Here is a 25455-nt window from a genome sequence, read left to right as displayed (position 1 = left end):
GCGTCACGTCGCCTTTTTCGTCGACAGCAGCAGGTTGGTCTCGCTGGTCTGCACCCCGTCCATCGTGCGGATGCGCGCAAGCGCGTGATCGAGCTGTTCCAGCGTCTCGGTACCCAGTTCGACGATCAGATCCCAGCGCCCGTTGGTCGAGTGGATCGCCCGCACCTCCTTGAGCCCCTGCAACTGCCGGGTGATCCGCGCGGCGCCGCGCCCCTCGATTCCGATCATCATCATCCCGCGCACCGGATCCTGCAGCGTGTCCGCCTTGAGGACCACGGTGAACCCCAGGATCTCGCCACGCTGCAACAGCCGTTCGATCCGCGCCCGGACGGTGGTACGCGACAGGCTGAGCTGCAGCGCCAGATCCGACAGCGAGGCGCGCGCGTCGTGCCGCAGGGCGGCGATCAGCCGTTCATCCGTTTTGTCCAACCTTGCCCCCATTTTGACCAATAGCATTCCCATCTGCACAAAAAGCCGGGTGGAATTCAACGCAAATCGCGCAGAGTCTGGATGTTCCAGTTTTCACAAGACGGTTTCTCATGACACCCCGACACTGCATCCTGATCGGCGCACCTGTGGACAGCGGCAAGCGGCGCACCGGTTGCCTCATGGGCCCCGACGCCTATCGCACTGCCGGGCTGGCCCAGGCGCTCGGTTCGCTCGGCCACCGCGTCGAGGATATCGGCAACCTCACCCCGGCCTCGCATGCGCCCGATGACGATACCGGCCGCCTGCACCAGCCCAACCGCACGATCGGCTGGACCCACCGGCTGATCCGCGCCGCCGAAGAGGCCCTGCCCCGCGGCCTGCCGATCTTTCTGGGCGGCGATCATGCGCTGTCGCTGGGCAGCGTGGCGGGTGCTGCCAACCATGCCGCGCGCACCGGCCGGCCGCTCTTCGTGCTGTGGCTGGACGCCCATAGCGATTTCCATACGCCGGATACCTCCGGGTCGGGCAACCTGCACGGCACGCCGCTGGGCTACGTCACCGGGCGCGGCGGATTTGCCGGCTTTCCGGTGATCGGAAACCCTGTGCCCCAAGAGAACATCTGCATCCTCGGCCTGCGCTCTGTCGATGGCGCCGAGCGCGAGGCGCTGCAGGCGACGCGGATCCGGTTCCACGACATGCGCGAGATCGACGAGAACGGCATCGCCCGGCCGCTGGCCGCGTTCCTGGAGCATGTCGCCGCACAGAACGGACTGCTGCACGTCTCGCTGGACGTGGATTTCCTGGACCCAGCCATCGCGCCCGCGGTCGGCACCACGGTTCCGGGCGGCGCGACGATCCGCGAGGGGCACCTGGTGATGGAGATGATCTGCGACAGCGGGTTGATGACCTCGCTGGATCTGGTCGAGCTGAACCCGTTTCTCGACGAGCGCGGGCGCACGGCGCAGGTGATGGTCGACCTGGCCGCCTCGGCGCTGGGGCGGCGCGTGTTCGACCGGCCGACCCAGAGCTATTCGTGACATTGGCGGCGTGGGCCGCGTTGCGGCCAGCCCGGTGCGGCCGGACCGCTGGAAGAAAGGACTGACACATGAAACCTTCGGAAAAGGCCCTGGTGCCCTTCGTCTCGGTCGATCACATGATGCAGCTGATCCATCGCATCGGCGTCGAGGAGATGCTGCGCGGGCTCGCGGAGTATATCGAGGCCGATTTCCGCCGCTGGGACCTGTTCGACAAGACCCCGCGTGTGGCCAGCCATTCCGACGTCGGCGTGATCGAGCTGATGCCCACCTCGGATGGTGAGCTTTACGGGTTCAAATACGTGAACGGCCACCCCAAGAACACGCGCGAGGGGCTGCAGACCGTGACCGCCTTCGGCCTGCTGGCCTCGGTCGAGACCGGGTATCCGGTCCTGCTGAGCGAGATGACCATGCTCACGGCGATGCGCACGGCGGCAACCTCGGCGATGGTGGCCAAGCACCTGGCGCCCAAGGGAGCCGACACCATGGCGATGATCGGCAACGGCGCGCAGTCGGAGTTCCAGAGCCTGGCGATGAAGGCGATCTGCGGGCTGAAGACCGTGCGCCTTTACGACACCGACCCGCAGGCCACGCGCAAGGCCGCCCGCAACCTGGCCGGGTCGGGGTTGGAGGTCGTGACCTGCGCCAGTGCCGAGGAATCGATGGAGGGCGCGCAGATCATCACCACCTGCACCGCCGACAAGCAATATGCGACCATCCTGACCGACAACATGGTCGGTGCCGGTGTCCACATCAACGCCATCGGCGGCGACTGCCCCGGCAAGACGGAACTGGCGCCGGCGATCCTGCACCGGTCGGACATCTTCGTCGAATATCCGCCGCAAACCCGGATCGAGGGCGAGATCCAGCAGCTGGAGGCCGACCACCCGGTGACCGAGCTGTGGCAGGTGGTCAACGGCACCGCACCGGGCCGCACCGGCGACCGGCAGATCACCCTCTTTGACAGCGTGGGCTTCGCCATCGAGGATTTCAGCGCCCTGCGCTATGTCCGCGATCAGTTGCCGGGAACCGAGTTCTACCACCCGCTCGACCTGCTGGCGGACCCGGACGATCCCCGCGACCTGTTCGGGATGCTGCAGCGTTCGGCGAGCTGACAGGCCGGGCTTTGCGAGGCTCTGCCTCGCGCTCCGAAGTATTTGCTGCGAGAGGAAAAGCCGGTGTTTCGCGCTGGCTGAAATGCATCGACAAAGCGTCGCGCCGCTGGCCGCCTACGCCTCCAGCTCGGCGTCCCAGTAGAGGAAATCCATCCAGCTGTCATGCAGGTGGTTGGGCGGGAACTTGCGGCCGGCATTGCGCAACTCCTCGGCCTGGGGCCGGCGCGGCGGCTTGCGCAGGGCCATGCCGGCGCGGCGCAACGACTTGGACCCCTTGCGCAGGTTGCAGGGCGCACAGGCGGCCACCACGTTTTCCCAGCTCGTCACCCCGCCGGCGGCGCGGGGCACCACGTGGTCGAAGGTCAGCTCGCCCCGGCTTCCGCAATACTGGCAATGGAACTGGTCGCGCAGAAAAAGATTGAAGCGCGTGAAAGCCACGCGCTTCTGGGGTTTCACGTAATCCTTGAGGACAACCACCGAGGGTATGCGGATCACCGTGCTGGGGCTGCGTACAACCTCGTCATATTCGGCCACGATATCCACCCGCTCCAGCCAGGCGGCCTTGATCGCCTCCTGCCAGGGCCAGAGCGACAGGGGATAGTAGGAAAGCGGCCGGTAATCCGCATTCAGCACCAGCGCCGGATGCTGTCTGAGTGCGCCCGGCTCGCGCACGAACTCGGTTCTGAACTCCGCCGCCATCTGCTTTTGTCTCCTCAACAGCACTGCCCGGTCCCGCGACCGGAGCAGGGAGACCGCCCCAGCCTGCGATTCACTATATATCGTGGTTGCCCTCTGGCAAGCATTGTGTGACCACAACATCTCGCTTCCACGGTCACATATTCGCGTGACGGAACCGTGACAGTTATCCACAGCTTGCCGCGCCCAGGCCGGCGCGCTATTCGGGCGCATGGCCTGGTTCATCCGCTTCAACAAACCCCATGACGTTCTGCCGCAATTCACCGACGCGGGGTATGCAGGCGGGCCGCGCCGGACGCTGTCGGATTTCATCGACCTGCCGGGGGTCTATCCGGCCGGGCGGCTGGACCGGGACAGCGAGGGGTTGATGCTGCTGACCGATGACGGCCGGCTGCAGGCGCGCATCGCCGATCCGCGCCACAAGATGCCCAAGACCTACTGGGTGCAAGTCGAAGGCATCCCCGATTCCGCGGCGCTGGAGGCGCTGTCGCGGGGCGTCGATCTGAAGGACGGGCGCACGAGGCCTGCCCGCGCAAGTCGCATGGAGGAACCCGAAGGGCTGTGGCCGCGCGACCCGCCGATCCGGGTGCGCAAGTCGGTGCCCGATTGCTGGATCGCATTGACCCTGCGCGAGGGGCGCAACCGTCAGGTCAGGCGGATGACCGCCGCGGTGGGCCATCCCACGCTGCGCCTGATCCGGGCGCGCATCGGCGACTGGACGCTGGACGGGCTGGCCCCGGGCCGCTGGGAGGCCCTGCCCCCCCCTGACAGGCCGCACCGGCGTTGATAGTCTGGCCGCATGACAGACGATCTGCCCCCTGCCCCCATTCCCAACGCCGTTCTCGAAGCCGCAGTCTATGCCGATGACCTGGATCTCGCTGAAGTGTTCTATGGCGAGCTTCTGGGCCTGCCCAGGATCCAGCGGGTCGGCAACCGCCACGTGTTCTTTGCCGTGGGCGCCTCGGTTCTGCTGGTCTTCAACCCCGACGAGACCGAGGCACCGCCCGGAAACCCGCGCATGCCGGTGCCGCCGCATGGCGCGCGCGGGCCGGGCCATGTCTGCCTGACGCTGGACCGCGAGGGAATAGCAGCGATGCAGACGCGGCTGACCCGGGCCAACGTCACCATCGACACCGCCTTCGACTGGCCGAACGGAGCGCGGTCGCTCTATGTGCGCGATCCGGCCGGCAACTCGGTGGAGTTCGCCGAAAGCTGGCTTTGGGACGACCTGAAACCGGGCTAGAGTGGTTCGATGCGGCCGTCGCTGATCGTCACCAGGCGCCGCGACACCACATTGAGCCCGGCCAGAGCAGCGCGGAACGTCGCCATGTGCGGGGTGGCGAAATGCGCCTCGAGTGCGGCCCGGTCCCGCCATTCCTCGTAGATGCGGAACCGGGTCTCGGTGCCGATCACTTGGGCGAACTCATAGGTGAGGCATCCGTCTTCGCGGCGCGTCTCTTCCATCATCACGCGGGCCGCTTCGCGCGCCGGCGCAACGCTGTCCTCGTCCAGCTCGATGGTTCCGGTCACGATCAGCATTTGGCGTCTCCCTGCATCGGATCGAAGGTTTTGCGTATTCAGCGCAATGACGCGCCGCCGACCCGCGGCATGTGGCGCGCAGCCATGGCCCGGACGGCCACCGCCATCAAAGGCTCAGCTTGTCGCGCATGAAGGCCAGCGCCACGCTCAGCCCGTCGGGCGCGATGCCGTGGCCGGTGCCCTTCATGACATGGGCATAGACCTCCTTGAATCCTGCCTTCTGCAGGCCGTCGGCGGCCTCGGGCAGCGATTGCGGCGGCACCACGTCATCGCTGTCGCCATGCACCAGCAGCACGGGCATCCGGCTCACCGCCTCGTCGGCCAGCAGGTCGGGCTCCAGCAGGCGGCCCGAGATGGCCACGATGCCCGCGACCGCATCCTCGCGCCGGGGCGCGACATGCAGGGCCATCATCGTGCCCTGGCTGAAGCCGAACAGTACCACCTGTTCGGGCAGCACATCCTCGTCCACCATCAGCGCGTCGAGAAACGCGTTCAGGTCGTCGATCGCCGCGGCCATGCCGCGCATCGCCTCCTCTTCCGACGAGCCATCGATCCAGGGGATCGGGAACCACTGGAACCCCATCGGCGCCCCGGCGCAGGCCTCGGGCGCGTCGGGCGCCACGAAGAGCGTATCGGGCAGGTGTTCGGCCAGCGGATCGGCCAGCCCCAGCAGGTCGGCCCCGTTGGCGCCATAACCGTGCAGGAACACCACGACCGAGCGCGTGGTGCCGGATTGGGGCGCCTTGCGGCCCGCGTTCAATACCCGTGTCATGCAATTCCTTCCCTGTCCTTGGCCACGCGGTAATAGGCCCAGAGCGCGCGGGCCGCAACCGATCGCCAGGGCGACCAGGCCGCCGCCATGTCGCGCAGCGCCTTGTCGCGCGGCCGTTCCGGCAGGTCATAAAGCAGCCGCGCCGCCTCCTGCAGCGCCAGGTCGCCCGGGGCGAAGACATCCGCTCGGCCGAGGCTGAACATGGCATAGATCTCGGCGGTCCAGACGCCGATCCCCGGCACTTCGGTCAGACGAGTCACTACCGTTTCGGTGGGCAGCTCGCGCAGCCCGGCATAGTCGATCCCCGCCGCCGCCAGCGCCCGTGCATAGCGGATCTTCTGCCGGCTCAGCCCGGCGGCGCGCAGATCGTCCTCAGTGGCCGTGGCCACCCGCTCCGGACTGGTCAGCCCCGCCGCCGCCATCCGGCCCCAGATCGCCCGCGCCGAGGCGACGCTGACCTGCTGGCTGACGATGGCGCTGAGCAGTTCGGCGAACCCGTCGGGCTTGCGCCGCAGGGGCAGCGGCGCGCACAGGTCGATGGCATGGGCCATGCGCGGGCATTGGGCACTGAGCCACGCCGCGCCCTCGGCCACGCAACTGTCGCCTTCGATTATGCGTCCCACACTCATCAGCGCCTTCCTGCCCTTCTGCCCGCCGGCGCACCCTAGCCGCCCGGCGCGTCGGATCAAGCCGCTTGTGCCGCACCGAATTCAATAATACGCATGCGTCATGACGACTGCCGCCGCCTATTCCGATGATGGCCGCGCCCGGCGCAACGTGGCCGTTCTGGTGGCCGCGCAGGCGATCCTGGGCGCGCAGATGCCGATGATCTTCACCGTGGGCGGGCTTGCCGGGCAATCGCTGGCGGGCAACGCCTGCCTTGCAACGCTGCCGATCTCGCTGATCGTGCTGGGCTCGATGCTGGCGGCCACGCCGATCTCGGCGATCATGCAGAAATGGGGCCGGCGCACGGGCTTTGTCGTCGGCACCTCGGCCGGGGCCTTGGGGGGCGTCGTAGGCGCCTATGGCCTTTACCACGCCTCGTTTCCGATCTTCCTGGCCGGCAGTTTCCTGACCGGCATCTACATGAGCGCGCATGGTTTCTACCGCTTCGCCGCCGCCGACACCGCCTCGGACACGTTCCGGCCCAAGGCGATCTCCTACGTGATGGCCGGCGGGCTGGCCGCCGCCGTGATCGGCCCGCAGCTGGTCAAGGCGACCAGCCAGGCCTTCGTGATCCCCTTTCTGGGCACCTACCTGGCGATCATCGCGTTGAACGTTGTGGGATCGTCGCTGTTCCTGTTCCTTGACATACCGAAGCCACCGCCGCCCGCCGAGGACAGCCCGCGCGGGCGCACACGATGGGAACTGATCACAACGCCCCATATCGCGGTGGCGGTGATCTGCGCGATGGTCTCCTATGCGCTGATGAACCTGGTTATGACCTCCACGCCGCTGGCGGTGGTGGGCTGCGGCTTTACCCAGGGCAATGCCGCCGACGTGGTGACCAGCCATGTGCTGGCGATGTATGTGCCCAGCTTCTTTACCGGCCACCTGATCGCGCGGTTCGGTGCCGAGAAGATCGTGGCGCTGGGGCTGCTGATCCTGGCGGGCGCCGGCTCGGTCGCGCTTCAGGGGGTGGAGCTGGACAATTTCTTTCTCGCGCTGATCCTGCTGGGGCTGGGCTGGAATTTCGGCTTCATCGGGGCCACTTCGATGCTGGCCGCAGCCCACGCCCCGCATGAGCGCGGCCGGATGCAGGGGCTCAACGACTTGCTGGTCTTCGGCGGCGTGACCTTTGCCTCGCTGGCCTCGGGCGGGTTGATGAACTGCTCGGGCGGCTCGGCGGTCGAGGGCTGGACCGCGGTGAACCTGGCAATGGCGCCGTTCCTGGTGCTTGCCGGCGGCGCGCTGATCTGGCTGCTGCTGCGCCCGGGCGACGAAAGACCGGCCTGACGCCTACCAGCGCCCGGTTGCGGCCCGCCACATCAGGCTGGTGCGACGGCGGAACTCGCTGGTGCCAAGGCTTCCTTCGGCCACCCGGCCGGGCGCGGTGCGGGCCTGTTTCAGGACGGTTTCGGCCTGCCAGGCAAAGAACAGCGCCGGCCGCGCCGGGGCCGGAACCCTGGCGCGCCCGGCCCGCGCCCGCGCCAGACGGTCCAGCGCATCCTGCGCCAGCGCCCTAACCCCGTCCGCCGTGCCGTCCAGCAGCGGCACCCGGCCGCGCGCCTCCAGGTCCGGGATCGCCCGCAGCCAGCTGGCCACGCCCGAGGCCCAGGCCGCGTCGCGCACCACCGCCTCGTCCGCCGCGCCCAGGGCCCGCGCCGCGGCCCAGGCAATGCTGCCCAAGCTGTGGTCGATATAGCGCTCGAAATGTTCGGCATCCTCGAACGGATCGCGGTAGATGTCCCAGCGCCGGACCGCGACAAACTCGTCCAGCCCGGCGGCCATCTCCGGGCTCAGCACATCGGCCAGCGGCGTGACCACCTCGTGCCGCCGCACCGCGTCGCCGGCGGCGATCTCGGCCAGCGCGTCGCGCCACCATTGCAGCCGCATCTCGGCGATCATCGGCTCCTGCGTGACCCAGGGCGCGCGCGAGACCTCGACATTCAGCGCATAGAGCGGGAACAGCACCCGCCGCGCCGCCACAGGGGCGGCCATCGCGGCCAAGAACCGGTCGGGGTCGGCCCGGCGCACCAGGTCGGCGCAGGCGGTCAGGTCGGCGTCAAACGCCATTGCGGCCGTGCGGCGCTCCGCAATCGCGGATCAGCTTCCACTTGATCGCGTCGGTCAGCGCCTCGAACGAGGCGTCGACGATGTTGGCGCTGACACCCACGGTGGACCAGCGGCGGCCCTTGCCGTCCTCGCTGTCGATGATGACGCGGGTGACCGCCTCGGTGCCGCCCTGGGTGATGCGCACCTTGAAGTCCACCAGACGCATGTCGGCCAGCAGGCCGGAATACTGGCCCAGATCCTTGGCGAGCGCCCGGGCCAGCGCATTGACCGGGCCGCGATCCTCGCCCAACTCGTCGAAGGATTCGCTGACCGACAGGCGCTTCTCGCCATCGACCTTCACCACGACGACCGCCTCGGACAGGCTGACCATGCGATTGCGCTTGTTCTTGCGGCGCTCGATCGTGACCTTGTAGCGCTTGACCTCGAAGAACTCGGGCAGACGGCCCAGTTCCTCGCGCGCCAGCAGTTCGAAACTGGCCTGCGCGGTGTCATAGGAATAACCCTCGGTCTCGCGCGCCTTGACCCGCTCAAGGATCCGGCCGAGCGCCGGGTCGCCGGGCTCGACCTCCAGCCCGGCCTCGGCCAGGCGGTTGCGCAGGTTGGACTGGCCGGCCTGGTTCGACATCGGGATGATGCGCGTGTTGCCGACCGTGGCGGGATCGACATGCTCATAGGTCGCGGGATCCTTGAGGATCGCGCTGGCATGCAGCCCCGCCTTGTGGGCGAAGGCAGAGGCGCCCACGTAAGGCGCCTGTTTCATCGGCACACGGTTGAGGATCTCGTCCAGCATCCGGCTGGTTCGCGTGAGCCCGGCCAAGGCCTCGAGGCTTACGCCGGTCTCGAACCGCTCGGCATAGCGCTCCTTGAGCAGCAGCGTCGGGATCAGCGAGGTGAGGTTTGCGTTGCCGCAGCGTTCGCCCAGCCCGTTCAGCGTACCCTGGATCTGCCGCGCGCCGGCCTCGACCGCCGCCAGCGACCCGGCTACTGCCTGCTCGGTGTCGTTATGGGTGTGGATGCCCAGCCGGTCGCCGGGGATGCCCGCGGCGATCACCTCGCCCACGATCCGGCCGACCTCGCCCGCCAGCGTGCCGCCATTGGTGTCACACAGCACGATCCAGCGCGCTCCGGCCTCCAGCGCCGCGCGGCAGACCTCCAGCGCATAGTCCGGGTTGTCGCGGTAGCCGTCAAAGAAATGCTCGGCATCGAACAGGGCCTCGCGCCCCTGCGCCACCACATGCGCGATCGAGGCGCGCACGTTCTCGGTGTTCTCCTCCAGCGCGACGCCAAGCGCGTGATGCACGTGATAGTCATGCGTCTTGCCCACCAGGCAGACCGTCCCGGTCCCGGCATTCATCACTGCCGCCAGAACCTCGTCATTGTCGGCCGACCGCCCGGCCCGCTTGGTCATGCCGAAGGCGGTCAACCGCGCGCGGGTCTCGGGGCTCGCGTCGAAAAACGCGCTGTCGGTGGGGTTGGCGCCGGGCCAGCCGCCCTCGATGTAATCCACCCCCAGCGCGTCCAGCGCCTCCGCGATACGGACCTTCTCGGCGGTCGAGAACTGCACACCCTGCGTCTGCTGTCCGTCGCGCAGCGTCGTGTCGTAGAGATAGAGACGTTCCGAACTCATTGCACCAGCCCTCTGCCTGCCCCGCCCATCACAGCGCCTCCAGCTTCTTGGCGTCGAAGCCCGGACCCGGCACCAGCTCGACACCGGATTTGGACATGCGCACCTCAAGCCCGGCGGCCATGTAGAGCGCCTTGAGCCGGTCGACCTCGGTGAAGTCGCGGTTGTCCATCGCCGCCATCCGCGCTTCCTCCAACCTCTCGGCATGAGCGTCGAGGTCCAGCGCCGAGACATCCGCCCAGGCACCCATCTCAGGCGTCAGCAGACCCAGAAGCTGCGCCGAGGCCAGCAACTCGGCCGCCTTGCCCTCTGCCACCAGACCGTGCAGTTCGGCAATCGCGCCGGCGGTGTTCAGATCGTCCGCCAGGGCCTCCAGAACCGACGCGACGGGCGCATCGGCGGGCGAAACGCCCTCGCTCAGGGCGCGCCATTTGCGCAGCACCGCCTCGGCCTCGCGCGCCTTCTGCGCGGTCCAGTCCATCGGCTTGCGGTAGTGGGTCTGCAGGAACACGAACCGGATCACCTCGCCCGGCACGCCCTGCTCCAGCAGGTCATGCACGGTGAAGAAATTGCCCAGGCTCTTGGACATCTTGCGGCCCTCGACCTGCAGCATCTCGTTGTGCATCCAGACCCGGGCGAAACCGCCCTCGGGGTGGGCGCAGCGGCTCTGGGCGATCTCGTTCTCGTGGTGCGGGAACAGCAGGTCGTTGCCGCCGCCATGGATGTCGAAGGTCTCGCCCAGCAGCTCATGCGCCATCGCCGAGCATTCGATATGCCAGCCCGGCCGCCCGCGTCCCCAGGGGCTGTCCCAGCCCGGCAGGTCGGCATCCGAGGGTTTCCACAGCACGAAATCCATCGGGTTGCGCTTGTAGGGCGCCACCTCGACCCTTGCGCCTGCGATCATGTCGTCCACCGACCGGCCCGACAGCTTGCCGTAGTCCGCGCGCCAGCTGTCCACCGCGAACAGGACATGCCCCTCGGCCTCATAGGCATGGCCCTTGTCGATCAGCACGCCGATCATCTCGACCATCTGCGCGATATAGGCGGTGGCGCGCGGCATATGCGTGGGCTGCAGCGATCCCAGCGCGCCCATGTCGTCGAGATACCATTGCGTGGTCTCGGCAGTGATCTCGCCGATGCTGCGCCCGCTTTCGGCGGCGCGCGCGTTGATCTTGTCGTCCACGTCGGTGAAGTTGCGCACATAGGTCACGTTTTCCGCGCCATGGACATGGCGCAGCAGCCGGAACAGAATGTCGAACACGATCACCGGGCGGGCATTTCCGATATGGGCGCGGTCATAGACGGTGGGCCCGCAGACATACATGCGCACATTGTCGGGATCGAGCGGCGCGAAATCCGTCTTGCTGCGGGTGGCCGTGTTGAAAAGCCTGATCGTGGTCATGTTCAATTCCTCAAGACGCGTGAATGCCCTGCGCGACGCCGCGGGCTTAGCAACTTGTCTTCAGGAAAGAAACGACAACAAACCGGCCCGCGAGAAAAACTCAGCAGGGAATGCAGCAGATAATGATGCGGATCACCCGGTTCATGGGACACGGGATAGCACGGGCGGCGGATTGCGCCAAGCCTTGATTGCAAGGGCCGGCGGGCGCATCCTCTACCCCATGACCCGCGATCTCGTGAACGACATCTGCAAGGACTTCCCCGGCGCCGAGGTCTCGGACCCCTGGGGCGGTGGCCATGATGCCTGGAAGGTGGGCGGCAAGATGTTCGCCTGCGTCGGCACCGTCGATGACGGTGTGTCGGTCAAGACCCCCGATGTCGAGACCGCCGCGATGCTGATCGAGGCAGGCGTCGGTCGGCGCGCACCCTATTTCCACCGCAGCTGGATCAAGCTGCCTTGGGAGGCCGATCCGGAGGAACTGCACCACCGGCTCGGGATGTCCTATGACATCGTGCGCGGCGGTCTGACGAAAAAGGCACAGGCCGCCCTGCCCCCGCGCGAGGGCGGATAGGCGGCGCGGCCAGCCCGGCCGCACCGCCCAACCGTTCGATCAGAACCGGAACGAGGCCCGGACCGAGGCCGACCGGGCGTCGGCGTCGATGCCGCTGCCGCCGATGTCGTCGAACTGGTGTTCCAGCAACTCGGCGCCGACGATCCACTGGTCGGTCACCTGGTAGGACACGCCGAGGCCGTAGAACTCGCCGGTCTCGTCGCCCAGCGAGGTGTCGGCCCGCGCCGCACCGCCGGTGACATAGGCCAGAACCTGGCCGAAATCGTAGCCTGCTTTCAGCTTGCCGCGCAGCACGGAATCGACGCTGGCCGCGCCGCCCAGGTCCAGGTCGGTGGCGTCATAATCGACTTCGCCACCCAGCACGAAGCGGCCGAAATCGTAGTTGTAGCCGCCATGCACACCATAGGCGACATCGTCACCGTCCGGGGCGCCTTCGGGCTCGACGTCCAGTTGGCCGATCTGGCCACCGATATACGCACCGGTCCAGTCGCCCCCCAGGTTCGGGGCGGGCGCCGGGGCGACCGGTGCCGGCTCGATGACGGGTTCGGACACGTTTCCGGCAAATGCGGGACTGCTCAGCGCCGCAACGATGGCGGCCGTGGAAATGATACGGGTCATTTTGACTTCTCCTGTCGTTCGGGGCGCCATGTCGCGCCCGCTGGACCTACAAATGGATCCGGCGCGCGGGTTTCCAGCCCCCGCGACCGGCGCGGGCGGGGTGGCGGCATGGAATGGCCGAAACGCGCTGCGTTGCAGCAAAAACATGCCGAGAGCGCAGGTCGCAAATGGAACAGACAGGCGGATTTTTGCGTTCACTCTGGTTTCAAATGTCAGGAGCGCCCATGCAGCGTGATGAATGCAAGATCTCGATCGTCTGCCGCACCATCGGTGCGGAGCGTGGGCTGGCGGCACGCGGGCGGCCCTGAGGCGCATTTCACACGCCCTTGTCCGAATCCCTGAAAGATCGAGATCCCAGATGACTCCTCAGCCCAGCCTTTCCCTGCGCAGTGGCGGCCGTGCCGCGCGCCGCGCCGCCCGCGCCACCGCCCTGCCCGATCACCTGCGCCCGGTGCGACCGGGACTGACCGGCGGCCAGTATGCCCCGCTCAGCCAGCCCGAGGTCGAGCGCATCCATCACACCGCGCTGGACGCGCTGGAACAGATCGGCCTGGCGGATGCGCCGCCCAGCGGCGTCGCCATGCTGACCGCAGCGGGGTGCCTTCTGGGCGAGGATGGGCGGCTGCGCTTTCCCCGCGCGCTGGTCGAGGACATGCTGGCCAAGGCCAACCGCGCGGTCACGCTGTGCAGCCGCGACGGTGCGCATGATCTGGACCTGTCCGGCACACGGGTCCATTACGGCACCGCAGGCGCCGCCGTCCACATGGTCGATGTCGGGACCCGCGACTACCGCGAAAGCACCTTGCAGGATCTGCACGACGCCGCCCGCATCGCCGACCAGCTGGACAACATCCATTTCCTGCAACGCCCGATGGTCGCCCGCGACATCGCCGACAACCGCGAGATGGACCTGAACACGATCTATGCCTGCTGCGCCGGCACCACCAAGCATGTGGGCACCTCGTTCACCGACCCGGCCTATGTGGCCGACGCGCTGGAAATGCTGCACCTGATCGCGGGTGGCGAGGACAAGTGGCGCGCGCGGCCGTTCCTTGGCAACAGCAACTGCTTCGTCGTCCCGCCGATGAAATTCGCCACCGAGGCCTGCCTGGTCATGGAGGAATGTATTCGCGGCGGGATGCCTGTTCTGCTCTTGTCGGCCGGCATGGCCGGGGCGACCGCGCCCTCGACCATCGCGGGGGCCATCGTGCAGGCGGTGGCCGAATGCCTGGCCGGGCTGGTCTATGTCAACGTGATGCAGCCGGGTCATCCGGCGGTGTTCGGCACCTGGCCCTTCGGCCTCGACCTGCGCACCGGCGCGATGACCGGCGGGTCGGGCGAACAGGCGCTGCTGACGGCCGGATGCGCGCAGATGCACCGGTTCTACGACCTGCCGGGCGGCGCGGCGGCCGGGATCGCCGACAGCAAGCTGCCGGACATGCAGGCGGGCTGGGAGCAGATGTGCTCGAACGTGATGGCGGGCCTGTCGGGGCTGAACATGGTCTACGAGGCCGCCGGCATGCACGCCTCGCTGCTGGGATTTTGCCACGAGTCGCTGATCCTGGGCGACGACCTGATCGGCCAGGCCCTGCGTTGCGTGCGCGGGATCGAGGTAAGCGACGACACGCTGGCGCTGGAGCAGATGCGGCAGGTCTGCCTGGGTGGCAGCGGTCACTACCTGGGCACCGAGCAGACGCTGGGCCGGATGCAGTCCGATCACGTCTATCCCGCGCTCGGCGACCGCAGTTCGCCCAAGGAATGGCAGGAGCGCGGCCGGCCCGACCTGATCGAGCGGGCCACCGCGCGCAAGGTCGAGATCCTGGCCGAGCGCGCCAGCGCCCGGTTCGACCCGATCACCGACGCTGCGATCCGGTCGCGGTTCGCCATCCACCTGCCGCCGGGCTGAAACGGCTCGCGGCGGCCATGCCCTTGCACAGCCGCCGCGCCGCCGGAATGTCCGTGTCCGGCTTCACGCCCCTTCCCGGGGCAGGTGCGGTTCCGTGAGCGGAATCCGCACCCTGGGGGAGATCAGATCAACCCTCGGTGCTCGGCATCAGGCCGGCTTCCTGCGCGGCGGTGATTTCTTCCTCGTCCAGCGCACCGTCGGCGTTCACGTCCATGGCCGCGAAGGCATCCGCGGTCACTTCGGGAAAGGCCGCTTGCACCTCGTCGATGGTCAGCATGCCGTCGCCGTTCGCGTCGGCCGAACCCTGGGCCATCGCCAGCGCGGGGATGCCAATGATCAGAGCGGCCACTGCGGTGAGGTTTTGCGGTTTCATTACGAGAACTCCTGTTTCGTTTTTTGATCGTCCGATCGCGTCGGACAGGACCAACATGGGCATTCTCGCGGCCCCGTCATCCTCCTTGAGCCGGTGGGCGTAAAACGCGCCAAAGCCTGCCAGAATCGCCGCGGGGCTGGGCGGCTCCTTGCGATTGGCGACATGCCGCGCATGGGTGGGCGGCTCTCCTCTGACGCGAGTCGGTGTTTCCGGCAACTCCTCGCCGATGCACGGGCGGCAAGGTCTATTTCGCCGACTCGATGGAACAAAAAAAGTGGGGGGCCGAAGCCCCCCAGTTTCGCCGTCCAGGCTCAGTTCGTTGACCGCCCGGTGTTTTTTTGCCTGCGGCCTGGACGTCGCAGGGGCGAGCGCACCCGCCCCGGATGAGAGTGGGAGGACTGATATTCCGTCCCACCCCGTAGCTGCGGGAAATCACCGATCTCCCTCTGGTTTCGTCGGGGCCGGCGTCCAGAAGACACTCCCCGGCCCCTACACGCCCCGTTCGGGACGCGATCTGGTTAGCCTTCCCGCCTTTGAATATGGAAGCTCACTGGCACACGCGCGGTATCTTTAGATCGACCGTCCGGCAGCAATCCATCCATATATTGAGCCGGGGACGCGTTCACGCCTTCGGCATCAAGCACGACAGAAATTCGATGAGCTTTATTCTTGTTTTGAGCCAAGAACTTGACGGGCGGAACCAGCAATCCGCTGTCACCAACCAACTCGAAGCTGAAAGGGTATACTGCGTCATCAATTCTGAAGTGCCCTGGAACCATCATTTTCGTCTCTCCTCAGCTGCACCCGCTCGTGGATCCGCAGGTGTTGCACTTCATACAGGTGCCGTTGCGCACCAGCGTGTAGTTTCCGCATTCGCCGCAGGGGTCGCCCTCATAACCCTGCATCTTGGCCTTGGTGCGGGCGTCCATCCCGGTGGCCGTCTCGGCGACGACGGTGGTCTGGCTTTTGGTTTCGAATGTCACCGCTGCCTCGGACATCCCGGTCGGCACCGCCTGTCCACCGTTGAACACCACCAACTCCTGCGGCAGGCGCTTGCGCAGATAGCCCGTCGAACTGATCTGCTTGAGCACCTCCAGCGACCGCGTGGCGGCGGTGTCGCTGGGCTGGGAGACGTTGGACACGCCCTCTTCCTCGCCCCGGCCCAGATCGTCGAAGCTGGCACCCTCGGGCTTCACATGCGCCAGGTCTGTGCGGTCGAGATAGCTGACCGCCAGTTCCCGGAAGATGTAGTCGAGGATCGAAGTGGCATTCTTGATCGAGTCGTTGCCCTGGACCATCCCCGCCGGTTCGAACTTGGTGAAGGTGAAGGCGTCGACGAACTCCTCCAGCGGTACGCCGTATTGCAGGCCGACCGAGACCGCGATGGCGAAGTTGTTCATCATCGCGCGGAAGCCGGCGCCTTCCTTGTGCATGTCGATGAAGATCTCGCCCAGCTGCCCGTCGCCGTATTCGCCGGTGCGCAGATAGACCTTGTGCCCGCCGACGATCGCCTTCTGGGTATAGCCCTTGCGGCGTTCCGGCATCTTCTCGCGATGCGAGCGCACGATCTCCTTGACCACGACCTTCTCGATGACCTTCTCGGCCAGCACCGCGGCCCGTTCCTGCGGCGTGCCGCTTTCCAGGATCTCGGCCGCGTCGTCGTCATCCTCGACCAGGGCGGCGGCCAGCGGCTGGCTCAGCTTGGAGCCGTCGCGGTAGAGCGCGTTGGCCTTGACGCCCAGCGACCAGCTGAGTTCATACGCCTTCTGGCAATCCTCGATGGTGGCGTCATTGGGCATGTTGATCGTCTTGCTGATCGCGCCCGAGATGAAGCTCTGCGCCGCCGCCATCATGGTGATGTGGCTGTCCACGCTGAGGAACCGCTTGCCGCGCTTGCCGCAGGGATTGGCACAATCGAAGATCGAATAGTGCTCTTCCTTCAGATGCGGCGCGCCTTCCAGGGTCATGGTCCCGCAGACATGATCGTTGGCCGCATCGATATCGGCCTTGGAGAAGCCCAGGTGCCGCAGCAGGTCGAAGGTGGGATCGTTCAGCTTGTCGCCGGGGATGCCCAGAACCTGCGTGCAGAACTCCTCGCCCAGCGTCCACTGGTTGAAGACGAAGCGGATGTCGAAGGCCGAGCCAAGTGCCGCATCCACCTTGGCCAGCTCGTTCGGGCCGAACCCGTGCCCGGTGAGCGAGGTGTGGTTGATCCCCGGCGCGTTGCCGATGGTCCCGTGACCCACGGCATAGGACACGATCTCTTCGATCTGCGCGCTGGAATAGCCCTGCTTCTCGAGCGCGGCGGGAACCGAACGGTTGATGATCTTGAAATAGCCGCCGCCGGCCAGCTTCTTGAACTTCACCAGAGCGAAATCGGGCTCGATCCCTGTGGTGTCGCAATCCATCACCAGGCCGATCGTGCCGGTGGGTGCAATCACCGTGGCCTGCGCGTTGCGGTAACCGTTCTTCTCGCCCAGGGACAGCGCCTCGTCCCAGGCGGTCATCGCCAGTTCGACCAGGCGCGCATCGGGGCAGTTGGCGTGATCCAGCGGCACCGGCTTCACGCTCAGCTTCTCATAACCGTTGGCCTTGCCCTGCGCGGCGGCGCGGTGGTTGCGGATCACCCGCAGCATGTGCTCGGCATTGCGCTCGTAGGCGGCAAAGGGGCCAAGCTCGCCGGCGACCTCGGCCGAGGTGGCATAGGACACGCCGGTCATGATCGCGGTCAGCGCCCCGCAGATCGCCCGCCCCTCGTCGCTGTCATAGGAATAGCCCATGTTCATCAGCAGCCCGCCGATATTGGCATAGCCCAAACCCAGCGTGCGGAAGTCATAGGAAAGCTGCGCGATTTCCTTGGACGGGAACTGCGCCATCATCACGCTGATCTCCAGCGTCAGCGTCCACAGCCGGGTGGCGTGCATGTAATCCTCGGCCTGGAACTCGCCATCCTTGAGGAAGGTCAGCAGGTTCATCGAGGCCAGGTTGCAGGCGGTGTCGTCGAGGAACATATACTCGGAACACGGGTTCGAGCCGCGGATCTCGCCATCCGCCGGGCAGGTGTGCCACTCGTTGACCGTGTCGTGATACTGGATGCCGGGATCGGCACAGGCCCAGGCGGCGTGGCCGACCTTTTCCCACAGGTCTCGCGCCTTGACGGTCTTGGCGACCTTGCCGTTCACGCGGTTGACCAGCTCCCAGTCGGCGTCCTTTTCCACCGCGCGCAGGAACGCGTTGGTGACGCGGATGGAATTGTTCGAATTTTGCCCCGAGACCGAGTTGTAGGCCTCGGAATCCCAGTCGGTATCATAGGTCGGAAACTCGATGCTGGTATGGCCCTGCCTGGCATAGTCCAGCACGCGCTTGATATAGGTCTCCGGGATCGCGACCTTCTTGGCCTCGCGGATCGCGCCCTTCAGCGCCTCGTTGACCTTCGGGTCATAGGCATCCGCCTCGCCTCCGTCCCAGGTGCGGATGGCCTCGAAAATACCGTTCAGCATCTTCTCGTGCATCTTCGATCCGGCAACGATCGAGGCCACCTTCTGCTCTTCGAGCACCTTCCACTGGATGAATTGCTCGATATCGGGGTGATCGGCATCAACGATCACCATCTTCGCTGCCCGACGGGTTGTCCCGCCTGATTTGATCGCGCCGGCGGCACGATCCCCGATCTTCAGAAAGCCCATCAGGCCCGACGACTTGCCGCCGCCGGACAATGCTTCACCTTCGCCGCGCAAGTGGCTGAAATTGGTACCGGTTCCGCTGCCATACTTGAACAGCCGCGCCTCGCGCACCCACAGGTCCATGATGCCGCCGTCATTCACCAGGTCGTCCTGCACCCCCTGGATGAAGCAGGCATGCGGCTGCGGATGTTCATAGGCGGATTTGGACTTGGTCAGCTTGCCGGTCTTGTAATCGACATAGTGGTGCCCCTGCGCCGGCCCGTCGATGCCATAGGCCCAGTGCAGGCCGGTGTTGAACCATTGCGGGCTGTTGGGCGCGGCGCGCTGGGTGGCGAGCATATAGCGCATCTCGTCGAAATAGGCGCGCGCGTCCTCTTCGGTGGTGAAATAGCCACCTTTCCAGCCCCAATAGGCCCAGGCGCCGGCCAGTCGGTCGAACACCTGCTTCGAAGAGGTCTCGCCCCCCATCTCGACATCGTCGCCGTCGGGGACCGACCGCCACAGGAACTCCGGCACGTCCTTTTCGCGCACCTTCTTCAGCCGCGCCGGCACGCCGGCCTTGCGGAAGTATTTCTGCGCGATCACGTCGCTGGCGACCTGGCTCCACGTCGCGGGCACCTCGATACCTTCCAGTCGGAAGACGATGGTGCCGTCAGGATTGCGGATCTCGGACGTCGCCGAAACGAAATCCAGGTCCGCATATGCATCCTGACCTGCCGTGGTGAACTTTCTTTCGATCTTCATGGTCGCCGCCCCTGAGCTTTTCGATCCGTCCCTAGCCGGGGCGTGGCCCCGCATTCCCTTCCCGGCCGCGCCGGGCTGTCCGACCGGACAGATCCCATGCCGCCGCGCCATGCGCACCGGCCAAGAAGACGCGGCAAGCCCCGTCCATCATGTCAGGTTGTCATCTGTCCCTGCGCCCCGATTTCTGGCATTGCCTACCAGATTTAGTGTCGGCGCGGTCGGTCCACACAATCTGGCGTATGTTCACCCAATTGGTCAACGCAAAATTTCAAATTTCGGGAACTCTTTTTTGTTGACCTGCGGGGGATCGCGGGGCGCAGGGCGCTGCGTTCCGATTCCTCCACATGGTCGCCCGTGGGTTGCGCCCTGCCCTTGTGCCGCCAAATGCCGGCCGCATCAGGGTTTTCCGGGCGGCGCGGGGAAATCGGCCTGTCGGCCTGCGCCTGAATGGCCACAACCGGCGGTAGCGGCAAATCGCGCCTCGCCGCCCCGCGCGGTTTGTCCTACCGTCACCGAAAGAGCGCACCAAGGCCGAAAGGGTTGCTGTCATGCCCGTCCGGGGATCCGCATTGATGATATTCCTGCTTGGCGGATGCGTGGCACAAGATGTTGGGCCGGTGGCGCCTTCGGCCCGGTTCGAAGACCCGCCGACGCGATTCCTCGAGGCGTTCGAGGCGTCCTGCATCGGGCCCGCGCGCGAGTTCCGCGAGTTGAGCACCGGCGCGCTGGAATGCCGCGAATTCATGGCCCCGGCCGCCACCGCGGCCGCGATCGTGGAATATGACGGCTATCCGCAGGACCTGCCGCAGCTGGTGATCCGGTTTCTCGCCAGCGAGGACGCGCCGGGTTACCGGGTGGATTCCGAACTGTTCCTGAACGTCCCGCAGCGGACCGGCCTGGCCCGGCGCATCGCGCCGTCGGATCCGCGGATCACCCGCCAGATCAACCGTCTCTACCGCGCCGCGGGCGGGGAGCCGATGTAGTAGGAAAACTGGTCGGGGCGGCGAGATTCGAACTCACGACCCCCTGTACCCAAAACAGGTGCGCTACCAGACTGCGCCACGCCCCGGACCGTGCGCCTTCCTAGCGGGGCGCAAAGGATTCGAAAAGCCCTAACAGGGCCAGGCCGCGGGCCCGCCCGCGAACGCCGGATGACGCATCACCGCCCCCGGGTCCAAGCCCAGCTCCTCGGCCAATCCCCCGTTGATTTCCAGCACCGCAAAGACCTCCCGCCCCCCGTCGATCGGGGTCAGGTCGCCGGGCACAGCGCGGTGATGAACACGGGTGACGCGCCCCGTCCGGTCCGCAAACAGCATATCCAGCGGGATAAGCGTGTTCTTCATCCAGAAGCTTGCGGGCTGCGGACGCTCGTAGACAAAGAGCATGCCGGCCCATTTCGGCAAGTCTTCGCGGAACATCAGGCCGCGCGACCGCTCTTGCGGCGTGTCGGCAAGTTCGACCGAGAATTGCAGAACACCCTGGTCGGTGCGCAGGGTCACTATATCGGGGCTGCATTCTCCCGCGCGTGCCGCACCCGACACTGCGACCCAGAGCAGACAGGCGAGAAACAACGCACGCATACACATCACCCTTCAGGTCTTGAGCGAAAGCGCCGCTTCCCAGGCCAGCACCTCAGCGGCCATCCGGCCGCGCTTGCCCTCGATCACGCGCATCGCAAGCGCCTCGCCGGGCTGCAGGTCGGCAAGCCCGGACTGGCGCAGCACCTCGATATGAAGAAAGACATCCTCGCTGCGACCGAACACGTTGGCAAAACCGAAGCCCTTGCCCTTGTCGAACCACTTGACTCGGGCCGGTTCCATTGGCGCGGCACGGATGGTTTCCGGGTCGAGTTCGGCGAAATCGGCAAGCACACCGGTATCGGCGCGCTCGGGCGGCGCAATGCTGACCACCTCCACCGCCTGCACGCCGCGGTCGGTCCGGTTGGTCACAATCTCGATCTCGGCGCCATCGGCGACGGAGCTTTGACCGAAGTTACGCAAGACGTTAACATGCAACAGAATATCCGGGCCGCCCGCAGCCGCAACGACGAACCCGTAACCCTTGGAAGGGTCGAACCACTTCACGCGGCCCTTCACATGCTGCATTTCCGTCAAGTCTTCTGCCACCGGATGTCCCAACGGGAATGTTATCGTAAACTATCCTCTTGGTGTGCAAGATTTTACAACAAAAGTTCAAGCAAAAAACACGACTTGAAATCAAGAGGTTGCATTTCGCGTCACGTGGAATTCAGGGATTCAGACGCGAAATTTGCCATCCATCGCCGCCCTCGGCCCGAGTCCAGCGAAACCGGTCGTGCAACCGGAAGGCGCCGTCGGCCCAGAACTCAATCTCACTGGGGTTGATCCGATACCCGCCCCAGAACGGCGGACGCGGCGGATTGGTGCCGAGCTTTGAGGTCAGTTTGGCCACTTCGGCCATCAGGGCCGTCCGGCTCGATAACGGGCGCGACTGGGCCGAGGCCCAGGCCCCGAGCCGGCTCTTGAGCGAGCGCGAGGCGTAGTAGGCATCGGCCTGCGGGCCCTCCTCGCGGCTGACCGTGCCCCGCACGCGGATCTGACGCCGCAGCGATTTCCAGTGCATCACGAAAGCAGCCTTGCCGGCGCCTTCGATTTCCTGCGCCTTCACGCTTTCATAGTTGGTGTAGAACACGAAGGCGTCGGCCTCGATCTCCTTGAGCAGCACCATCCGCGCATTCGGAAGGCCGCTCGAATCGACGGTGGAGAGCGCGATGGCGTTTGGGTCGTTGGGTTCGGTCGCCTCGGCCTCGGCCAGCCAACGGCGGGCGATCTCGAACGGGTCGCCGCCTGCGAATATGCCGTCCCTGTCGCTCATGCCCTGCCCTCGTGCCGTTGACGGCCGGACGTTAGGCGCAAGCGGGACACGCCGCAAGGGTGCGCGTCTCCCGGCCTTGATGCCTTCACGGCAATCGCCTAAACCACCTGAACAGGAACGGGACGACAGGCGGAGAACCGAATATGTCAAATGCGTTGATGGCCGGAAAACGCGGCCTCATCATGGGCCTCGCCAACGACAAGTCCATTGCCTGGGGTATCGCCCGGTCCCTGGCCGACGCCGGGGCCGAACTGGCCTTTTCCTACCAGGGTGAGGCGCTGAAACGGCGGGTGGATCCGCTGGCCGCGCAGCTGGGCAGCCAGATCGTCCTGCCCTGCGACGTCGGTGACGAGGACTCGCTCGATGCCCTGTTCGCCGCGCTGGCCGAGACCTGGGGCGAGCTGGATTTCGTGGTCCACGCCATCGGGTTCTCCGACAAGAACGAATTGCGCGGCCGCTATGTGGACACCAGCCGGGGCAACTTCTCGCTCACCATGGACATATCGGTCTATTCCTTCACCGCCGTCATGCAACGCGCCGAGAAGATGATGGGCGAAGGCGGCAGCGCCCTCACCCTCACCTATTACGGCGCCGAACAGGTGATGCCGCATTACAACGTGATGGGCGTGGCCAAGGCGGCGCTGGAGGCGTCGGTGAAATACATGGCCGAGGACCTGGGCAAGGACGGCATCCGCGTCAACGCCATCTCGGCCGGCCCGATCAAGACGCTGGCGGCCAGCGGCATCGGCGATTTCCGCTACATCATGAAATGGAACGAGTTCAACTCGCCGCTGCGCCGCAACGTGACCACCGATGACGTGGGCAAATCGGCACTCTATCTGCTGAGCGATCTCAGCTCGGGCGTGACGGGTGAGACCCTGCACGTGGATTCGGGCTATCACATCGTCGGGATGAAGGCCGTGGACGCGCCGGATATCGAGAAGCACTGAGCGCGATGGGCTGGGAGCACCTCCTCGCCTTCAACCTGACGCTGCTGGCGGCGTTGGCCTCGCCGGGCCCTGCGCTGCTGCTTGCCTTGCGCACGTCGCTGGTCTCCGGCGCCGCCGCCGGGATCGCCACCGGACTGGGGCTGGGGCTGATGGCCGCGCTCTGGACGATGCTGGCGTTGCTGGGAATGGAGGCGGTGTTCGCACTGGTGCCCTGGGCCTATGCCGCGATCAAGCTGGCCGGGGCCGGCTACCTGCTGTGGATCGCCTGGGGCATGTGGCGCGATGCGCGCCGGCCGGTGGGCGACGCCGTGGCCGTGCCGCGCGGCCGGGCCTTTCGCACCGGGTTCCTGGTCAACCTCGGAAATCCCAAATCCGTGCTTTTTGCCTCGGCCGTGCTTCTGGTGATCTTCCCGCCGGACCTGGCGCCGGGGGAAAAGGCGCTGATCGTGCTCAACCACCTGCTGGTCGAATGGATCGCCTATTCCGGTTTTGCCCTGCTGCTGGCCACCGGGCCCGCGCGCAATGGATACCTGCGCATGAAACCGTTGTTCGACCGCATCGCCGCCGGGGTTCTGGGGATTTTGGGCCTGCGCCTGCTGATCAGCCGACAATAACGAAGGATATGCCGACATGACCGACCGCCTGCCCCACGAGAAGGGATTTCACATAAGCTGGGACCAGATCCACCGCGACTCGCGCGCGCTGGCCTGGCGGCTGGACGGTCATGGCCCCGACGATGGCGGCTGGCGGGCCGTGGTGGCGATCACCCGCGGCGGCATGGCGCCGGCGATGATCGTCGCGCGCGAGCTGGACATCCGCACCGTCGACACGATCAGCGTCAAGTCCTATCACCACCAGTCGCAGGGCGAGGCCGAGGTCCTCAAGGCGCCGAATGCCGAGATGATGGGCGACGGCACCGGCATCCTGATCGTCGATGACCTGGTCGACAGCGGCAAGACCCTGGAACTGGTGCGCGCCATGTATCCCAAGGCGCATTTCGCCACCGTCTATGCCAAGCCCAAGGGCAACCCGATGGTCGACACTTTCATCACCGAGGTCAGCCAGGACACCTGGATCTTCTTTCCCTGGGACATGGCGCTGCAATATGTCGAGCCCTATCGCGGCACCGACTGAAGCGCCCGCGCCATGACACGCACGGCACAGACCTTCGCACCCCCGGTGATGGAAGCACGGCGCTGGCTGGAGGGCGTGAGCTTTCCGCCCGACCGGCCGTTGATCAATGTCAGCCAGGCCGCGCCGGTGGATCCGCCGCCCGACGGGCTGCGACGGGCCATCGCCGAGTTCGCGCTGACCGAGGATGCCGCACATCTCTACGGACCGGTTCTGGGCAACCCCGAGCTGCGGGCGGCGCTGGCGACCGAAATCTCCGAGCACTATTGCGCCGACATGGATCCGGGCCGGATTGCGATCACCTCGGGATGCAACCAGGCCTTTGCCGCGGCCTTATCGGCCCTGACCGGCGAGGGCGACGAGGTGATCCTGCCGACCCCGTGGTATTTCAATCACAAGATGTGGCTGGACATGAGCGGCGTGCGGGCCGTGCCGCTGGCCACCGGCCCCGGCCTGCTGCCCGATCCGGACCGGGCCGCGGCGCTGATTACCGAACGCACCCGCGCGATCACCCTGGTCACCCCGAACAATCCCGGCGGCGTCGAATATCCCGCCGAACTGGTGGCGGCCCTTTTCGACCTGGCCCGGGACCGCGGCCTGGCGCTGATCGTCGATGAAACCTATCGCGATTTCGACAGCCGGAGCGGCCCGCCGCACGACCTCTTTTCGCGCCCTGGCTGGGACGAGACGCTGGTGCATCTTTATTCGTTCTCCAAGGCCTATCGGCTGACCGGCCACCGGGTCGGCGCGATGGCCACCAGCCCTGCCCGCTTGGCTCAGATCGAGAAGTTTCTCGACACGGTTGCGATATGCCCCGGTCAGATCGGACAGCACGCGGCGCTGTGGGGGATACGCAACCTGGGCCAATGGCTGGCCGGCGAACGAGCCGAGATCCTGGACCGCCGGGCGGCCATTCTCCGGGAAATGCCGAAGCTGGAGGCGCGCGGGTGGCGGCTGCTGGGGCTGGGCGCCTATTTCGCCTATCTCGAGCATCCGTTCGACATGCGCTCGGACGATCTGGCGCGGCACCTGGTGGCCGAGGCGGGCATCCTGCTGCTGCCGGGAACCATGTTCATGCCAGCCTCGGACCCCGCCGGCGCGCGGCAGCTGCGGGTGGCCTTCGCCAATCTCGATCCGACCGGGATCGGCACGCTTTTCAAGCGCCTGCAGGCGCTTTCCATCTGAGCTAATGGGATGAACTGCCTTCCCACCAACCCGCTGCTACCGTGGCGGGCATAGGTGGAGAGAGGAGCATCTGATGGACATCAAGGTTCTGGGC

The 25455-nt window shown here is 66.3% G+C and carries 27 protein-coding genes and 1 tRNA gene; 12 read left to right on the top strand and 16 right to left on the bottom strand.

Annotation, left to right across the window (positions count from 1 at the left end; translation table 11 throughout):
* Window positions 1-3: 3 nt before the first annotated feature.
* Entirely contained in the window at window positions 4-429 is a 426-nt protein-coding gene (locus BMX57_RS19355) for an Lrp/AsnC family transcriptional regulator (protein ID WP_092371355.1), read from the bottom strand.
* Window positions 430-539: 110 nt separating this feature from the next.
* Here BMX57_RS19355 and rocF point away from each other — a divergent pair, with 110 nt between their 5' ends.
* Complete coding sequence (rocF, locus tag BMX57_RS19350; RefSeq protein WP_092371302.1) at window positions 540-1466, top strand: arginase; 927 nt, start codon at window positions 540-542, stop codon at window positions 1464-1466.
* 68 nt (window positions 1467-1534) lie between these two features.
* Complete coding sequence (locus BMX57_RS19345) at window positions 1535-2578, top strand: ornithine cyclodeaminase (protein WP_092371300.1); 1044 nt, start codon at window positions 1535-1537, stop codon at window positions 2576-2578.
* A 114-nt stretch (window positions 2579-2692) separates the two neighbouring features.
* Here BMX57_RS19345 and BMX57_RS19340 read toward each other — a convergent pair whose 3' ends face one another.
* Complete coding sequence (locus BMX57_RS19340; protein WP_092371298.1) at window positions 2693-3277, bottom strand: HNH endonuclease; 585 nt, start codon at window positions 3275-3277, stop codon at window positions 2693-2695.
* Window positions 3278-3485: 208 nt separating this feature from the next.
* On the opposite strand from BMX57_RS19340, the gene BMX57_RS19335 reads away from it, so the two are divergent.
* Both BMX57_RS19335 and BMX57_RS19330 read left to right on the top strand, forming a co-directional pair.
* Window positions 3486-4061, top strand: a complete 576-nt coding sequence (locus BMX57_RS19335; RefSeq protein ID WP_092371296.1) for a pseudouridine synthase — start codon at window positions 3486-3488, stop codon at window positions 4059-4061.
* A 12-nt stretch (window positions 4062-4073) separates the two neighbouring features.
* Complete coding sequence (locus BMX57_RS19330; protein ID WP_092371294.1) at window positions 4074-4517, top strand: VOC family protein; 444 nt, start codon at window positions 4074-4076, stop codon at window positions 4515-4517.
* Here BMX57_RS19330 and BMX57_RS19325 read toward each other — a convergent pair.
* From BMX57_RS19325 to BMX57_RS19315, 3 genes are all read right to left on the bottom strand, one after another.
* Window positions 4514-4813, bottom strand: a complete 300-nt coding sequence (locus BMX57_RS19325; RefSeq protein ID WP_092371292.1) for a putative quinol monooxygenase — start codon at window positions 4811-4813, stop codon at window positions 4514-4516. The genes BMX57_RS19330 and BMX57_RS19325 overlap by 4 nt on opposite strands.
* Window positions 4814-4919: 106 nt before the next feature.
* Entirely contained in the window at window positions 4920-5585 is a 666-nt protein-coding gene (locus BMX57_RS19320; protein WP_092371290.1) for an alpha/beta hydrolase, read from the bottom strand.
* Window positions 5582-6214, bottom strand: a complete 633-nt coding sequence (locus BMX57_RS19315; RefSeq protein ID WP_092371288.1) for a DNA-3-methyladenine glycosylase family protein — start codon at window positions 6212-6214, stop codon at window positions 5582-5584. Before BMX57_RS19315 ends, BMX57_RS19320 begins: the two co-directional genes overlap by 4 nt.
* A gap of 100 nt (window positions 6215-6314) precedes the next feature.
* On the opposite strand from BMX57_RS19315, the gene BMX57_RS19310 reads away from it, so the two are divergent.
* Entirely contained in the window at window positions 6315-7541 is a 1227-nt protein-coding gene (locus BMX57_RS19310; protein WP_092371286.1) for an MFS transporter, read from the top strand.
* Window positions 7542-7544: 3 nt separating this feature from the next.
* Here BMX57_RS19310 and BMX57_RS19305 read toward each other — a convergent pair whose 3' ends face one another.
* From BMX57_RS19305 to cysS, 3 genes are read right to left on the bottom strand one after another with little or no spacing between them, the layout of a single operon-like run.
* Complete coding sequence (locus BMX57_RS19305; RefSeq protein WP_092371284.1) at window positions 7545-8321, bottom strand: squalene/phytoene synthase family protein; 777 nt, start codon at window positions 8319-8321, stop codon at window positions 7545-7547.
* Window positions 8311-9948 carry a citramalate synthase gene (gene cimA / locus BMX57_RS19300; RefSeq protein ID WP_092371282.1) on the bottom strand — a complete coding sequence of 546 codons (1638 nt, stop codon included), beginning with the start codon at window positions 9946-9948 and terminating at the stop codon, window positions 8311-8313. Before cimA ends, BMX57_RS19305 begins: the two co-directional genes overlap by 11 nt.
* A 28-nt stretch (window positions 9949-9976) precedes the next feature.
* Entirely contained in the window at window positions 9977-11347 is a 1371-nt protein-coding gene (cysS, locus tag BMX57_RS19295) for a cysteine--tRNA ligase (protein WP_092371280.1), read from the bottom strand.
* 220 nt (window positions 11348-11567) lie between these two features.
* Here cysS and BMX57_RS19290 point away from each other — a divergent pair, with 220 nt between their 5' ends.
* The gene (locus tag BMX57_RS19290) at window positions 11568-11918 is read left to right on the top strand and encodes an MmcQ/YjbR family DNA-binding protein (protein WP_092371278.1); all 351 of its coding nucleotides are present in this window, start codon (window positions 11568-11570) and stop codon (window positions 11916-11918) included.
* A 39-nt stretch (window positions 11919-11957) separates the two neighbouring features.
* Here the strand turns inward: BMX57_RS19290 and BMX57_RS19285 are convergent, their stop codons facing one another.
* Entirely contained in the window at window positions 11958-12536 is a 579-nt protein-coding gene (locus BMX57_RS19285) for an outer membrane protein (RefSeq protein WP_092371276.1), read from the bottom strand.
* 358 nt (window positions 12537-12894) lie between these two features.
* Between BMX57_RS19285 and BMX57_RS19280 the strand changes: the two genes are divergently transcribed.
* Window positions 12895-14442 (top strand): trimethylamine methyltransferase family protein, encoded by a 1548-nt coding sequence (locus BMX57_RS19280; RefSeq protein WP_092371274.1) that lies wholly within the window; start codon window positions 12895-12897, stop codon window positions 14440-14442.
* Window positions 14443-14569: 127 nt separating this feature from the next.
* Here BMX57_RS19280 and BMX57_RS19275 read toward each other — a convergent pair whose 3' ends face one another.
* The 3 genes from BMX57_RS19275 to BMX57_RS19270 all read right to left on the bottom strand — a co-directional run bounded on the left by BMX57_RS19275 (window position 14570) and on the right by BMX57_RS19270 (window position 19242).
* Entirely contained in the window at window positions 14570-14815 is a 246-nt protein-coding gene (locus BMX57_RS19275) for an EF-hand domain-containing protein (protein ID WP_092371272.1), read from the bottom strand.
* A gap of 518 nt (window positions 14816-15333) precedes the next feature.
* Window positions 15334-15597: a hypothetical protein gene (locus BMX57_RS20520; protein WP_143057962.1), complete on the bottom strand. Its 264-nt coding sequence runs from the start codon at window positions 15595-15597 to the stop codon at window positions 15334-15336.
* 12 nt (window positions 15598-15609) lie between these two features.
* A complete protein-coding gene (locus BMX57_RS19270; RefSeq protein ID WP_092371270.1) occupies window positions 15610-19242 on the bottom strand; it encodes a vitamin B12-dependent ribonucleotide reductase in 3633 nt (1210 codons plus the stop codon).
* Window positions 19243-19838: 596 nt separating this feature from the next.
* On the opposite strand from BMX57_RS19270, the gene BMX57_RS19265 reads away from it, so the two are divergent.
* Entirely contained in the window at window positions 19839-20225 is a 387-nt protein-coding gene (locus BMX57_RS19265; RefSeq protein WP_143057961.1) for a hypothetical protein, read from the top strand.
* Between the two features lie 9 nt (window positions 20226-20234).
* Here BMX57_RS19265 and BMX57_RS19260 read toward each other — a convergent pair.
* From BMX57_RS19260 to pdxH, 4 genes are all read right to left on the bottom strand, one after another.
* A tRNA-Pro gene (locus BMX57_RS19260) sits at window positions 20235-20311 on the bottom strand.
* Between the two features lie 43 nt (window positions 20312-20354).
* The gene (locus BMX57_RS19255) at window positions 20355-20822 is read right to left on the bottom strand and encodes a DUF192 domain-containing protein (protein ID WP_092371266.1); all 468 of its coding nucleotides are present in this window, start codon (window positions 20820-20822) and stop codon (window positions 20355-20357) included.
* A gap of 12 nt (window positions 20823-20834) precedes the next feature.
* Window positions 20835-21368: a cold-shock protein gene (locus BMX57_RS19250; RefSeq protein WP_092371352.1), complete on the bottom strand. Its 534-nt coding sequence runs from the start codon at window positions 21366-21368 to the stop codon at window positions 20835-20837.
* A 121-nt stretch (window positions 21369-21489) separates the two neighbouring features.
* Window positions 21490-22095, bottom strand: coding sequence for a pyridoxamine 5'-phosphate oxidase (pdxH, locus tag BMX57_RS19245; protein ID WP_092371264.1), 606 nt, complete (start codon window positions 22093-22095; stop codon window positions 21490-21492).
* 143 nt (window positions 22096-22238) lie between these two features.
* On the opposite strand from pdxH, the gene fabI reads away from it, so the two are divergent.
* The 4 genes from fabI to BMX57_RS19225 are packed head-to-tail and all read left to right on the top strand — an operon-like array spanning window position 22239 to window position 25361.
* The gene (fabI, locus tag BMX57_RS19240; RefSeq protein ID WP_092371262.1) at window positions 22239-23045 is read left to right on the top strand and encodes an enoyl-ACP reductase FabI; all 807 of its coding nucleotides are present in this window, start codon (window positions 22239-22241) and stop codon (window positions 23043-23045) included.
* A gap of 5 nt (window positions 23046-23050) precedes the next feature.
* Complete coding sequence (locus BMX57_RS19235) at window positions 23051-23659, top strand: LysE family translocator (RefSeq protein ID WP_092371260.1); 609 nt, start codon at window positions 23051-23053, stop codon at window positions 23657-23659.
* 16 nt (window positions 23660-23675) lie between these two features.
* Window positions 23676-24179, top strand: coding sequence for a xanthine phosphoribosyltransferase (gpt, locus tag BMX57_RS19230; RefSeq protein WP_092371258.1), 504 nt, complete (start codon window positions 23676-23678; stop codon window positions 24177-24179).
* A gap of 12 nt (window positions 24180-24191) precedes the next feature.
* Window positions 24192-25361 carry an aminotransferase gene (locus tag BMX57_RS19225; RefSeq protein WP_092371256.1) on the top strand — a complete coding sequence of 390 codons (1170 nt, stop codon included), beginning with the start codon at window positions 24192-24194 and terminating at the stop codon, window positions 25359-25361.
* The last annotated feature ends 94 nt before the right edge of the window (window positions 25362-25455 follow it).

The organism is Cribrihabitans marinus (assembly GCF_900109035.1).
Lineage (GTDB): Bacteria > Pseudomonadota > Alphaproteobacteria > Rhodobacterales > Rhodobacteraceae > Cribrihabitans > Cribrihabitans marinus.
This window is presented reverse-complemented; position numbering and strand designations above follow the sequence as displayed.